Genomic DNA, 12,960 nt, shown 5'->3' with positions numbered 1-12,960 from the left:
TGTAGCGCAGCGAAATCCGAGGCGCACCATCCGCGGATCGAGCTCCCCGGATATCGCTTCGCTCATCCGGGCTATGGAAGCTCGCTTTCACCTTGCATTGGCCGGCGCGTGCGTCGGCCACAGGTCGGCGCGCCAGTGCAGCGCGATCGCCAGCATGGCGATGAAGCCGGCGGCGGCGAGCAGCGTGCCGGTTGCGGTGTAGCCGATCAGGTCGATCAGGCTGCCGGCCGCGAGCAGGCCGAGCGGCAGGCCGTAGATCACCATCATGCGCACGCCCATTACGCGGCCGCGCAGATGTGCGCTGGCATTGCGCATCAGCATCACCGCGGCGGAGATCATCGACATGCTCTGCGCGATGCCGGCCAGCACCAGGCAGGCCATCGCCACCGGCATAGTCCTGAGCTCGACGAACACCAAGAGCATTACGTACCAGGCCAAGGTCGCGCCGATCAGGAGCCGCGCGATGCGCACGCCGCCGGCCATGCTGAGCGTGATCGAGCCGATCAGCGAGCCGACCGCAAAACTCGCCGAGAGATAGCCGAGCCCGGTCTGGTCGGTATGGAAGATGTCGCGCGCGACATAGGGCAATAAGCCGTTGGTGAGCGGAAACGCGGTCAGATTGGCGAGGAACGCAACACACAGGGCGGCGCGCATGCCCGGGCCGCTCCAGGCATAGACGATGCCCTCCTTGAGGTCCCGCAGCAGTTTTGAACCCGGCAGATCGTCGGCCGCGAGATCGGCTGCGCCGTGTGATTTCGGACGGCCCATGCACAGCATCAGGATCGCCGCGATGAAATAGAAGCCGGCGATCCCGACATAGACATAGCCGATGCCGAGCGCCGCGAACAATCCGGCCCCGGTCAGCGCGCCGGCGATCCGCGCCGAATCCTGCGTGGTGCGCGCCAGACTGATGGCGCCGACCAGCTGTTCCGGCGGCATGATGTCGGCGAGCAGCGCGCCGCGCACGCCGAGATCCGACGGGCGGATCACGCCCATGATCGCGACGATGATCATGACGTTCAAGGGCGCCAGGTGCCCCGTCAGCGCCAGCGTCATGATGGTGCCGGCGAGTACGGTATAGGCAAAGCGCATCACGGCAAGCAGATCGCGATGCCCCATGCGGTCGCCGATCATGCCGACGACAGGCGCGACCAGCGTGCCGACATATTGCAGCGAGGCGAGCACGGTCAGCAGCAAGACCGAGCCGGTCTCGACCATGATGTACCAGCCGAGCACCAGCGTCTCGACCTCGAACGCCCACGAGGTGAGCAGATCGGACGGCCATTGAAAGCGATAGCTGCGGATGCGAAATGGCGCGAGCGCGGAGGTCCGCGTGGCTCCGCTCAAGACGCGATGACGCGTTTCACGGCGTTCCTGCCCTTGTTCTTGGTTCTTGGTTGGCTCTTGAGTCTGGTCGTGATGAGTCTGGTCTTGATCGCGGTCGCTTGGGAAAACCTCCCTGTTCCGGAAGCGTAGCGCCAACGCCGCCCCTGTCAATCGCGGCCGCCGCATGCGGCCATGCCGGGCGCGGCCCTCTTCGCACCGCTGGCGTCAATGCCTCGCGTCAAACCCGGTCCGAATCAGCCGCAGCCGATCATGCGTTGGCGGAAGCGCCGGCAACGACGAAGCGAGTATTGCTGGTTTTTCCCGATCACAGGAACGAACCGATCTCCCCCAAGTTCTCCGTTCGAAGCAAACGCGGAGGAGCGAAATGGGCGCTGGCGATCAGGTCGCATGCATGTCGGTGGTGGCGTTGTTCTCGATCGCGCTGATCGTCACATCCAGCCTGTTCGTCGAGTCCCGGGCGGCAAGGAGCCCTGCAATGCCGGCCGTGCCGCAGGTCCGGGCCCCGCTCTAGCGCGGGTTCAGGTGCCAACGCTCTTTCAGGCCTGTGGTCTCCCGCGCGGCGCGACCGCCGCGCCTGATCTCGTTCCTGCTCCACCACTGCACACAAAAATTAGCTCCGGCGCAGCCGGGGAGCCGCGCCGGAGTCTTATTGGGAAGTTGATTGTGTCTTAACGCACGGCATCAACCGGGACAGAGACAAACAGTTCCAGCCGGCTGCATATTTTTCCCGAAAGGCAGGAATGGCCGTCTTCCGCAAAGCTCAGCCCAGCTCCAGCTCGACCGCGATCCGCACCAGGTCGGAGTGGTTCTTGGCGCCGAGCTTCTGCTTGAGCAGCGAGGTGGTGTTGGCGACGGTCTTGTAGGAGATGCCGAGCGCGGAGGCGACATCGACGATCTTGTCGCCGCGGCCCAGCAGCCGCAGGATCTCCAGTTCCCGCGCCGACATCTGTGAGGCGGGGTTGGCCTTGATCGCGGCGCCGGCGAAGGCGATCGCCTCCGCGAGATGCGGCGAGATGAACCGCTCGCCGGCCGCGACCTTGCGCACCGCCTTCACGAACAGGCGCGGATCGTCGCTCTTCGAGAGGTAGCCCTGCGCGCCCATCTCCACGGCCCGCACCACGAATGCGGGGTCGTCATTCATGCTGAACATGATGATGCGGGCGTCCGGATCGTCCTTGCGGATCCTGCGCAGCAGCTCGAACCCGGAGACATCGGGAAGCTTGATGTCGATGACGGTGACGTCGGGCCGCTTCTGCATGAAGGCACGATGGCCGGCCTTGGCATCGGCGGCCTCGTCGATCTTGACCGTCTTGTCGGAGGCAAACAGGGAGCGGCAGCCCGAGACCACGACCGGATGGTCGTCAACGATCAATACCCTGGTGGCTGATTTGGCCGTTTCGTGCATGACTACCCCTCCGCCTTGATAGAAACTTCGCGCGGGAATGGGAAGCGAAATCGCCAAAACGGAGCCCGACGTGCCGAAACTCTGGACCCGCCTCTCCCTTCGCGCCCGGCTGTTGCTGCCGATGGCGGCGATGATGATCGGCGCACTGATGCTCGCCGGCTTCGCCCTGCAGACCTTTTCACCCGAGCAATTCGAGCAGGAGAACGCCCAGGGTGCGCGCTCCGCCCAGCTTGTAGCCGATGCCCTGAATGCCGCACTCGCGGCTGCGCACAACCCGCAGCAGACCCTCAATGCGTTCGCGGGCGGGCTCGGCACGCTTTCTGCGATCGAGTTCGTGCCGTCGGGGTCGAGGCCGCACCGCACGGCCTCGGACACCGATCGCGGCAACGTTCCCGCCTGGTTCACGGCTCTGCTGCAGGTCCCCCAACTTGGCTCAACGCATCCGGTCAAAATCGGACCTGCGCATGTGGGCGATATCGTTTTCAGCCCCAACCTTTTCGCCGAAATCTCCGAGAAATGGGTGGGCTTCCTGGCCATCGTGGCGTCCGGTATGGCGCTGATGCTGCTCGCCGCACTCAGCGCCTATTTCACGACCGGCACCGCGCTGCGCCCGCTGGCCCAGCTCGGCGCCGGCCTGACCCGGATGCGAAACGGCGAATACGATGCCGCCATTCCATTGGCCGGCCCGCCCGAGATCCGCAACAGCTGCGCGGAAGCCAACCAGCTCGCCGCGACGCTGAGGCGGTTCAGCCAGGACAATCGCGAGCTGCTGCGCAAGCTCGTTGCGGTGCAGGACGACGAGCGCCGCGAGCTCGCCCGCGAACTGCATGACGAGATGGGCCCGCTGCTGTTCGCCATCCGCGCCAACGCCACGGCGCTGGCCGAGGCCGAGGGCCCTCCCGAGCCCGGCTCGCCGGCGCATGGCATCCTCAGCGCGGCCGAGGCCCTGCAGCAGGCCAACCGGCGCGTGCTGGAGGGACTGAGCCCGCTCTACGTCACGGAGCTGGGACTAATGGCCAGCGTGCAGGCGTTGCTGCGCAATGCCAAATCCCAGGCTCCCGGCCTCAGCCTGCAATCGCAGATCGATCAGCGTCTGAATGACCTCGACGGCCTGCTCTCGCAAACCGCCTACCGCGTCATCCAGGAAGGGGTGACCAATGTCCTCCGCCATGCGGAGGCGTGGACGATGAGCGTCGCGGCGGCGATCGAGGAGGCCCAGATCCGGATCGAGATTTCGGACGACGGCGTCGGCCTGCCGCGGAACCTGGTCTTCGGCCGCGGCCTGACCGGCATGCAGGAACGCGTGCGCGCGCTCGACGGCACGCTGGAGCTGGTCCGCGAGCAAGGTCTCACCATCGTGCGTTGCCGGCTGCCGCTCGACCATGCCGTCGTGCAATGAGGAAGGCATCACCGCGATGACGGGGCGCAGCGCATGTGCGCTATCCGCCCCTCGGCATCGAACCCGAACACGATCTGAACCCGCCTGCCCTCGAAGCTCAGATAGTCAAGCACGACCCCGTTCCCTTGCGGCGAAATCTCCTCGAGCCCGAACGCGCTCGACGCCACCGCGGACAGTTTCGGCCGCCAGTAATCCGCCAGCGCGGAACGGCCGCTGATCGAGCTCCCCTCGCAGGCGCATTCCAGCCGGGCATCATCGGCATAGTAGTCAAGCAGCGCCTCGAGATCGCGGCTCCTGCAGCAGTCGAGCCAGTCCACCACGACGGCCATCTCGTCAAAGTGCTTGGTCAAATGAACTCCACAACAATCGATTGCCTGCGCACTAGTGCCGGCCAGACCGCGCCGCCGCCCCGGCTCGTTCTGCAACGACGGCGCCGCTGGATGTTAACGCATCCGCGGATGCCGATACAGCGGATCGTACTCCGGCGCCGCCGCATGCCGCCATGCCGCGGTGGCATCAGCGGCGGGGTCTTCGATCTGCGGAAGCCGACGTCCTTCACGTCCGCGGCACGGCGCGCCGCAGCATGAAGTGGGTGGGAATGAAGGCGAGCAGCGGAAGGCCGATCATCAGGCCGGCGAGCCACACCAGCGGCGGCACGAAGCCTTGCGGCGCCCTGTCGCTGGTGCCGAAGACGTAGTTGATGTTGACCGGGGACATGCCCGGGTCCGGCCGTGGTGGCGGCATCACGAAGTAGCAGAGCAGCAGCAGCGCCCACGCCAGCACGCTCCAGGCGATCAGCGCGCGCTGGTCGTAACCGAGACGCCAGACCAGGAACAGCAGCAGGAACGGCAGCCAGCCGTGGAAGCCCGACAGGAAGCGCAGGAACAGCGAGAGGTTCGAGTCGAACATGTAATCGGTCATTCCGGTCAGCGAAAAGCCGGCGACATGCGCGAGGTAGTCGATCACCCAGACGGTCTGCGGCACCAGCAGCCCGACGGCGCACATCGAAATCAAGAGCGCGCTTTCGGTCCAGACCCCGATCAAAGTGAGGATCAGGCAGACGTCGCAGAAATACAGAAAATTCGTCGGCCCGTAGGAATATGTGTACACCGGCACCAGGACGGCCATGAAGGCGCTGAAGCCGATCTTGACAGAGAGCGGAATGCGCGCGGGCGACTGCTCGACAGCGATGACGGACATTGCGATATGACTTTCCATTGCACAATCGGCGATGCCTAGCATCCGGTCGGTAAATGGACCCTCCATGCCGCAACCTTGAATTGATCGGCGTTCGGGAATTCGGTTAACGCGGACCCAGCGTGACCGGTACAGTTTTAGGTGCCGTCGTGCGTGCTTTTGGGGTAGCATGTCCGCTTCAAAGCTGCGGAGGACCACATGACAGCCTTCGAAGTTTTCGCCATCTATCTGACGCCCTTTGTGATCCTTGGGGTCGCAATCCGGCTCCTGATGAAGCGTTACGCCGTCGATCTGCCCGATCTGCACAAGCAGGCAGGCGCCACACCGAAGCGGCGATTCCTGCTCGGCGCGTGGCGTTCGGACTGAGGCACGCAGGCCTTGTGGCATCGAATGCGGGACCGCGCTCCAGGGCAGCGACAAGTGCAGAAGAACTCGTGCAGATCGCCGCAGCGCAGGATGAAAAATGCCTTAGAAATCCCTTGGCGGCATAGCGCTTCATCCCTAAACCGTATTGTGGACGGACCCTGAGGAGGGAGTATGACTGTGCCCGACCCGGAAAGTCTTCCAATCGACCAGATTTACGTTCCCATCAAGAAGAGGAAAACGCTGAGGCCTGAGCTCGTTCAGGAAATCGCGGCGAGTATTCTGGAATCAGGACAACAGATTCCCATTCTCGTTCGGCCTGACGAAGGCCGGCTCGTTTTGCTCGAGGGATTGCATCGGCTCGAGGCCTGCAAGGCGCTTGGCGAGACGACGATTATCGGAGTCCTGGGTTCAGCAGAGACCGCTCACCACAAGGCGCTGTTGTCGGACACAGCTGAAACTGAGGCCGAGCGGGACAAGATGGCGCGATTGAAGAAGCTGCGCCTCGAAAAGGAAGCTGCGGAGAGATCGACCGCTTCCGCGGAGGCAGTCACGGAATCTCAATCAACCGGGCTTCGGGCAACGCGTTCCGGCGGGAGCATCAGACGAGGGGCGTCGGCCGATCCAGGATCAAAAACCAAGACCCTGTCGGAATGGCTCACACAACAGAAGCGCGATGGTGGTCGCTATTGATTGCCGGCTCACACCCCTTCTGCCTTCCGCGTATGCTCAGAGGTGCACACAAGACAGCGTCTTCGAACGCTGTGTGCGTTCCGCTGCACCGCAAAATGGAACTTTAGGGCGAATCGGGAGTAGACTTCTTACCTCCGGCAAGCGACGCCCCTGAGAGCCCAAGTCGGGAGCACTGCCCCGGTAAGGAGGAAGAAATGCCTTACACCCATGAGTCGAGGAGACCCACCCAGGCTCAGCGCGAGGCCCAAAAGGCGTTCCGGGCAGCTGGGACCAAGAGCGCGACATCGGAACACCAACGCGTCCAGAACGCGTTTCATGCGAACCGTGAGCGATTGAAGGCGGAGCGTTTGGAGCGCGAGGCAGCCGCGAGCAGCGAAGCCGCGCCCAAGAAAAAGCGGTGAAAGCGTCCTGCAGCGCCGCCGATCGGCAGGTCCGCAGTGGGCCAACGGGCGAAGACCCCCTCATCCTGGCGCCTGCTCGCCTGGGACCTGCATCCGCGGGCTACAACGCTTCGGCCATCACGGCACCCGGCCGCGCCCTAGCCTGCAGGCGGAACACCGCATCGGCCAGCGGCATGTCGGCCTGCGCGCCGTCGCGCTCGCGCAGGGTCACCCGGCCCTCCCTCATCTCGCGCCTGCCGACGATCGCCATGACAGGCACCGCCATGTCATGCGCCGCCACGATGCGTCGCGACAGCGTGTCGGCGCCGTCGTAGTCAACAGCCCGGATCCCGGCATCCTCGAACGCTGCCTTGACGTCCGCGCCATACGCCGCCTGCTCTTGCGAGATCGGCGCCACCGCAACCTGGTCCGGCGACAGCCAGAACGGCAGCGCACCGCCGTGATGCTCGAGCAGGATCGCGATCATGCGGCCGAGCGATCCGAAGATGGCGTGATGGATCATCAGCGGCGTCGCACGGCTGCCGTCGGGAGCGATATAGGACGCCTCGAGCCGCTCCGGCAGCACACTGTCGAGTTGCACCGTGCCGCACTGCCAGGATCGTCCGAGACGGTCGCGCAACGCGAATTCCAGCTTCGGTCCGTAGAACGCGCCTTCGCCCGGATTGATCTGCGGCGCGAGGCCGCAGCGCCGCGCGGCGTCGCCGAGCTTCGCCTCCGACCAGTCCCAGCTCGCATCGTCGCCGGCGCGCAGCGCGGGCCGCGTCCCCAGCGCCACCTCGTAGTCGGGAAAGCCGAGCTCGCGATAGACCTCATCAAGCAGAGCGATGAAGCACGCGACTTCGCTCTCGACGTCCTGCTCGCGGCAGAACACATGCGCGTCGTCCTGCTCGAACGCGCGCGTCCGCATGATGCCGTGCAGCGAGCCGGACGGCTCGTTGCGATGGCAGGCGCCGAACTCGGCATAACGGATCGGAAGCTCGCGCCACGAGCGCAGCCCCTTGTTGAAGATTTGCACATGGCACGGACACGACATCGGCTTCAGCGCCATCGCCGCTTCGCCGTCATCGACGCGGAACATGTGCGCGCCGAACTTGTCCCAGTGGCCGCTGCGGTCCCAGAGCAGCTTTGGCAGCAGCTGCGGCGTCCGCACCTCGGCATAGAAGGCGCGGCGCATCTTGCGCCTGACATAGTCCTCCAGCACCCGGTAGAGCGCGGTGCCGCGCGGATGCCAGAACACCATGCCCGGCGCATCATCCTGAAGGTGCCAGAGCTTGAGCTGTACGCCGAGATGTCTGTGGTCGAGATCGTCCATGGCTATTGTTCCTTGTGATGGGAAACAGCGCGGACGGTGACCACCCAAACAGAAAAGGCCCCGTCCGTCGCCGGCGGGGCCTTTTCTGGGTGAAGGACGCTTGTCTCTAGCGCGCGCAACCAGCAGGCGATCCGCCGTCAGCGGTCGCGGTGGTGGTCAAAGCGGCTGAGAAAAGCTTGTTCATGAGTTGTATATGGCGGCAAAACGCCCGGGCGTCAACGCCGGCGCGGGCCGCTCGGCGTCGCGCCGAGTAACGGCCCTTAATCGGAAGCGTCTCAGTCGTCCCGCTGCACCAACTCGATCGTGATGCCCTCGGGACCCTCGAACAGCCGCAGCTTTCGGCTGATGTAATCCATCTCGTCGCTCAGCATGGTGACGCCGTTGGCCACGAGGTGTGCGGTGGCCGCCTCGATGTCGTCGACGCGGAACGCGAGGTGGTTGAAGCCCCGTCGTCGCAGATTCGTCGGGTGCGCACCGGGATCGGTCGCAGGCGGCGGGTCGAACGCGAGCAGCTGGATCTCGAAATGAGGATCCGCTCCCTCGAGTGCGAGGGTGATGTGCTGCGCCTTCATGCCCGGCATACCCATGTACTGAGCGGGCACGCCACCGTCGATCGTCGCGACATGCGCCTTTCTGAAGCCAAGCAGCGCGAAGAACGCGATCGCCGGGCCGGCGTCGGCCACTGCGATGGTGACATGGTCAGGATTGAGTATCATCTCGTTACTCCCGTCATCAACGCCATGCACTGGACGCGCGGGCACACCTCCGCTGGGTGACCTCCGGCAACTGGCCCTCCAGTTCTTGCAAGCCTACCAGCTCGCTCGGTCGCACGGTAGGCGGGCGCGGAAATCTGCTTTGGGGTCATTCGCGACCTCAGCCTGGGACACGCGCAGGTCCGCCAAGGGCCAAATCCCGGCTCAAGCGGTGCACCAAAAAGAGACGCTATTCGATCATGCGGCCGGTGCTTCCAAGACGGTTTGCTTGATCAATGTTCCTGCCAAGACCAGATCGGGCGTCGCGAAGTCCTCAGTGAACCGTCATCAACCGAGCGGGGACTAACCTTTCAGCGCGGCTGGTCTGACCGCAAGTGAGAAACGGCCGCGAAGCCGCCGCAGCCGAATGCCCTATTTGGAACCTTTCCATGTCCGACACCCATACCCGCGACTCCTCGTGGACAACCGATTTAATCTGGCACTATTTCCACACCGTCACGACGGCGGCCAAAACGCCCGCCTATCGCAAGTTCTACAGCAACCAAGACCCCGGCGACGAATTGGACAGCCGCCATCGCGTCTATGAAATGCTGGTGGATGAACCGCTGAACACCCTTCCCACCCTGGCGGCGACCGCGGACGAGTCGATGGAGAACTACAAGAAGAGCAAGCTGCCATGGAACCAGAACAATGGCGGCTTCCTCAAGGCGGTGAACAATCAATATTGGTGCGGTTCGATCATCAAGATCGTGTTCGTCCGCTACATGGGCTGGAAAATGGCCGAACCGACGGCGCGCGACCAGGTGAGCGCGGCCCGCGATCCCAGCAAAGCGGTGGATTGGACGATCAAGAATCTTGAAAACAAGGTGCCGGTGCGGGCCTCCCTTGGCGGCGCCCATTATGTCGGCATCGTCGGCCACCGCACTTCGGGAGCCGACGGCAAGATCACCGAGTTTCTGTGCCTCGACCCATGGGCCTACGGCATCGACGGCGGCAATCGGAACATGAAATATGCCGGTTCGCCGACCGCCTTTCTCGGGATCAGCAAACGCGACGGCGCGATATGGACCTATAGCAACAAGGCCGTCGCCTTCGTCGAGCGGCCATCCTAGAGCGCCAGCGGCGCCGGAACGTCAGCCTGGAGGCGGAAGCGGACGTTCCGACGATGTCCGAGCAGAGCGCTCTATGCGCTCCGCCTGACCTCAGCGAGCATCAGGCTTTCAAGCTCCCTGACGGCTTCTGCTTCGGTAATGCCGCTGACAAGCGCGACTTCTCCGGACAGGCGATCGACTGCCGCCGCGTAAAGCTGTCGTTCGCTGTAGCTCTGTTCGGAATTGACCGAGGGCCGATAGAGATCGCGCATGACTTCCGCGATGGCGACAATATTGCCCGAATTGATCTTGCTTTCGTATTCCTGCGCAAGTCGGGACCAATTCCCCCGCGCTTTGTGCGGCGCTTGACCCAGGATTCGTCGCATGTGCTGGATGGCAGCGGGATCGGACGGTCTACGCATTCCGGCGCTTGCCGCTTTCCTCGTCGGAACGCGCAGCGTCATCTTGCTCTTCGCGAAATAGACGACAAAGAACTCGAGGCAAGCCCCTGCCACTGTCTGCTCCTCAATCGCTACAATTTGGCCGACGCCGTGCGCAGGGTACACGATCAAGTCCGTCGCCTTGAAACCAAAGCGCATCTCAGCGTTCTGGTTTTCAGTCGTTTCGCCGACGGGGTTCGCTGATGCCGAATGGGGGTGGTTCGAATAATTGGATTTGGATCGATTATCAAAATTCATTTCGCGACAAGCTCCATGGCTTCTTGAATCGGTTCATGCCAATTCCAGCTCTGATCAATCACGCATCTGAAACAAACTGCCGGGCCGGAAATCATTCACGCTGCCCGATTTGATCCCTAACCAATAAGCCGCGAGCGCGTGCGCCGCCACGAAAATGACGCCTCCAATTTCCATTCCCTTAGATGGCTGTGGTTTCTTGGCAACGTGTTCCCGCTCGGCGAAAATCAACGGTTCCGTGCCGAAATCTCGATCACTGAGTTGCCCGACGGCGCAAGCCCCCGCAGCAAAAATATTTCGGTTTATCGGAACGATAATTTGATGTATGGTTCGCCCGTCTCACCCGATCGAGGGGCGCTTCGCGATCGTCACGAACGCGGTGTGGGATGCGGTGGACGCGGAGATCACGACGGACGAAGCGTGATTGATGCGGACGGTGAAGTCGTGTGGTCCTGACGCCCTAGTGGCCGGTGTCCTCAAGCAAAGCGCGAAAGCGTCTTGCGAAGGCGGTGACAAACAAGCCCAGTCTCGCCGGGGAGAGCACGAAGTAAGCCGTAACCCATCGCGCAGGGAAAGCCGGAGTGTTTCCGGTTACACCTGTGGTCCTACCCCCGTGCTTTCTACCTTTGCACGGGGCCCATGGGTGCGATCGGCACCCGGCTTTCCCTGCGCCCTCTGCCAAGTGAGAGGGCAAAACGAAGAGCAAAGCTCGGACAAATCATGTCGCGAGAACGCGAAGCTGTGTCCCCACCCACACTGTCATCGCCCGGCTCGACCGGGCGATCCAGTACGCCGCGGCCCCTGGGCTCAAGCAAAGCTGTCTCTGGAATACTGGATCACCCGCATGCGCGGGTGATGACATCCCGGGTTGGGGTTCGCAGGGACGACAGCGGACATCGATGCAACAGCAGCCCGCGCTCCCTCCCCAACTCATGCGAACACGACATTTTGTCATGGCAGGCGGACACGCAGTTGCATTTCTTGCATTGCATCATATGATGAAGATAATTCAATCAAATCCCCGGCATTGAAGGAAATCCTGCCATGGCATCCAGCGCCGATCCCGTCGTCATCCTCTCGGCCGTCCGCACCGCGCTTGGCCGCTTCATGGGCGAACTGACGCCGCTCGCGGCGCACAAGCTCGGCTCGCACGTGATCGGCGCGGCGCTCGAACGCGCAAAACTCGCGCCCGAGCGGATCGACGAGGTGTTCATGGGCAACGTGCTGCCCGCGGGCCAGGGCCAGGCCCCTGCCCGCCAGGCCGCGCGCGGCGCAAAACTACCCGATGCCACCGGCGCCACCACCGTCAACAAGGTCTGCGGCTCCGGCATGAAGGCGACCATGCTCGGCCACGACATCATCAAGGCCGGCTCGGCCGAGATCGTGCTGTCCGGCGGCATGGAGAGCATGAGCAACGCGCCGTATCTGCTGCAAAAGGCGCGCGGCGGCTATCGCGCCGGCCATGACCGCATCATCGACCACATGATGATGGACGGGCTCGAGGACGCCTACGAGACCGGCCGCTCGATGGGCGATTTCGGCGAGGCGACCGCGGAGGCCTATCAGTTCACCCGCGCCGACCAGGACACTTACGCGATCGAGACGCTGAGCCGTGCCCGCAAGGCGGTCGAGGGCGGCGCCTTCAAGGCCGAGATCGCGCCGATCACGCTGCAGGAAAAATCCGGCCCGCGCATCATCGCCAATGACGAGCATCCGCTGAAGGTCGATCCCGCAAAGATCCCCGGCCTCAAGCCCGCATTCCGTGCCAACGGCACCATCACGCCGGCGGCCTCCTCCGCCAACGCCGACGGCGCCGCGGCGCTGATCCTGGCGAAGCGCTCGCTTGCCGACCGCGACGGGCTGCCGGTGCTGGCCGAGATCAAGGGCCACGCCACCCACAGCCAGGAGCCGCAGTGGTTCACCACCGCGCCGATCCCGGCGATCAGAAAGCTGCTCGACAAGGTCGGCTGGAGCGTCGGCGATGTCGATCTGTTCGAGATCAACGAAGCTTTCGCCGTGGTCGCGATGGCGGCGCAGCGCGATCTCGGAATTCCCAGGGACAGGCTGAACATCAATGGTGGCGCCTGCGCCCTCGGCCACCCGATCGGCGCCACCGGCGCGCGGCTAATCGTGACGCTGCTGCACGCGCTGGAAGCGCAGAATCTGAAACGCGGCGTCGCTGCGCTGTGCATCGGCGGCGGCGAAGCCACCGCGATCGCGGTCGAGCGCGTCGCGCACTGACCTGAGGCACGAGTCCGAAAACGAGGGAACTATGTCATTTTAGACATAGCTCCTCGTGCCATATTGCGCATCACGAACAGAACCCTCATCGCATTTCAATTGG

Annotated in this window: 15 protein-coding genes; 7 read left to right on the top strand and 8 right to left on the bottom strand. The window is 63.7% G+C overall.

The features are described 5' to 3' along the window. Nucleotides 1-87 precede the first annotated feature (87 nt). Nucleotides 88-1,347: an MFS transporter gene (locus V5279_RS18580; RefSeq protein WP_338699745.1), complete on the bottom strand. Its 1,260-nt coding sequence runs from the start codon at nucleotides 1,345-1,347 to the stop codon at nucleotides 88-90. Nucleotides 1,348-1,711: 364 nt separating this feature from the next. Between V5279_RS18580 and V5279_RS18575 the strand changes: the two genes are divergently transcribed. Then, nucleotides 1,712-1,858, top strand: a complete 147-nt coding sequence (locus V5279_RS18575) for a hypothetical protein (RefSeq protein ID WP_166296598.1) — start codon at nucleotides 1,712-1,714, stop codon at nucleotides 1,856-1,858. Between the two features lie 249 nt (nucleotides 1,859-2,107). On the opposite strand, the gene V5279_RS18570 is transcribed toward V5279_RS18575, so the two are convergent. Then, complete coding sequence (locus V5279_RS18570) at nucleotides 2,108-2,752, bottom strand: response regulator transcription factor (RefSeq protein ID WP_338699743.1); 645 nt, start codon at nucleotides 2,750-2,752, stop codon at nucleotides 2,108-2,110. Between the two features lie 37 nt (nucleotides 2,753-2,789). Here V5279_RS18570 and V5279_RS18565 point away from each other — a divergent pair, with 37 nt between their 5' ends. Then, nucleotides 2,790-4,151, top strand: a complete 1,362-nt coding sequence (locus V5279_RS18565) for a histidine kinase (RefSeq protein WP_338699741.1) — start codon at nucleotides 2,790-2,792, stop codon at nucleotides 4,149-4,151. An 8-nt stretch (nucleotides 4,152-4,159) separates the two neighbouring features. On the opposite strand, the gene V5279_RS18560 is transcribed toward V5279_RS18565, so the two are convergent. Further along, nucleotides 4,160-4,501, bottom strand: coding sequence for a nuclear transport factor 2 family protein (locus tag V5279_RS18560; RefSeq protein ID WP_338699739.1), 342 nt, complete (start codon nucleotides 4,499-4,501; stop codon nucleotides 4,160-4,162). 205 nt (nucleotides 4,502-4,706) lie between these two features. Beyond that, on the bottom strand, nucleotides 4,707-5,351 hold the full coding sequence (locus V5279_RS18555) for a hypothetical protein (RefSeq protein ID WP_338699737.1): 645 nt from the start codon (nucleotides 5,349-5,351) through the stop codon (nucleotides 4,707-4,709). A gap of 195 nt (nucleotides 5,352-5,546) precedes the next feature. Here V5279_RS18555 and V5279_RS18550 point away from each other — a divergent pair, with 195 nt between their 5' ends. From V5279_RS18550 to V5279_RS18540, 3 genes are all read left to right on the top strand, one after another. After that, complete coding sequence (locus V5279_RS18550; RefSeq protein ID WP_166296607.1) at nucleotides 5,547-5,714, top strand: hypothetical protein; 168 nt, start codon at nucleotides 5,547-5,549, stop codon at nucleotides 5,712-5,714. Between the two features lie 177 nt (nucleotides 5,715-5,891). Beyond that, nucleotides 5,892-6,404, top strand: a complete 513-nt coding sequence (locus tag V5279_RS18545; protein WP_338701277.1) for a ParB N-terminal domain-containing protein — start codon at nucleotides 5,892-5,894, stop codon at nucleotides 6,402-6,404. A gap of 194 nt (nucleotides 6,405-6,598) precedes the next feature. After that, complete coding sequence (locus tag V5279_RS18540) at nucleotides 6,599-6,805, top strand: hypothetical protein (protein WP_224741579.1); 207 nt, start codon at nucleotides 6,599-6,601, stop codon at nucleotides 6,803-6,805. A gap of 100 nt (nucleotides 6,806-6,905) precedes the next feature. Here the strand turns inward: V5279_RS18540 and thrS are convergent, their stop codons facing one another. Beyond that, entirely contained in the window at nucleotides 6,906-8,117 is a 1,212-nt protein-coding gene (thrS, locus tag V5279_RS18535) for a threonine--tRNA ligase (protein ID WP_338699733.1), read from the bottom strand. A 275-nt stretch (nucleotides 8,118-8,392) separates the two neighbouring features. Next, nucleotides 8,393-8,833: a VOC family protein gene (locus V5279_RS18530; protein ID WP_029078663.1), complete on the bottom strand. Its 441-nt coding sequence runs from the start codon at nucleotides 8,831-8,833 to the stop codon at nucleotides 8,393-8,395. 425 nt (nucleotides 8,834-9,258) lie between these two features. On the opposite strand from V5279_RS18530, the gene V5279_RS18525 reads away from it, so the two are divergent. Next, a complete protein-coding gene (locus V5279_RS18525) occupies nucleotides 9,259-9,942 on the top strand; it encodes a hypothetical protein (protein WP_338699728.1) in 684 nt (227 codons plus the stop codon). Nucleotides 9,943-10,013: 71 nt separating this feature from the next. Here the strand turns inward: V5279_RS18525 and V5279_RS18520 are convergent, their stop codons facing one another. Next, nucleotides 10,014-10,619, bottom strand: coding sequence for a CarD family transcriptional regulator (locus tag V5279_RS18520; RefSeq protein WP_338699726.1), 606 nt, complete (start codon nucleotides 10,617-10,619; stop codon nucleotides 10,014-10,016). A gap of 54 nt (nucleotides 10,620-10,673) precedes the next feature. Then, a complete protein-coding gene (locus V5279_RS18515) occupies nucleotides 10,674-10,847 on the bottom strand; it encodes a hypothetical protein (protein WP_338699724.1) in 174 nt (57 codons plus the stop codon). 813 nt (nucleotides 10,848-11,660) lie between these two features. Between V5279_RS18515 and V5279_RS18510 the strand changes: the two genes are divergently transcribed. Beyond that, a complete protein-coding gene (locus tag V5279_RS18510; protein WP_338699722.1) occupies nucleotides 11,661-12,857 on the top strand; it encodes an acetyl-CoA C-acyltransferase in 1,197 nt (398 codons plus the stop codon). Nucleotides 12,858-12,960: the final 103 nt, after the last annotated feature.

Origin of the sequence: Bradyrhizobium sp. 26S5, assembly GCF_036923295.1 — a bacterium.
Classification (GTDB): Bacteria; Pseudomonadota; Alphaproteobacteria; order Rhizobiales; family Xanthobacteraceae; genus Bradyrhizobium; species Bradyrhizobium septentrionale.
This window is presented reverse-complemented; position numbering and strand designations above follow the sequence as displayed.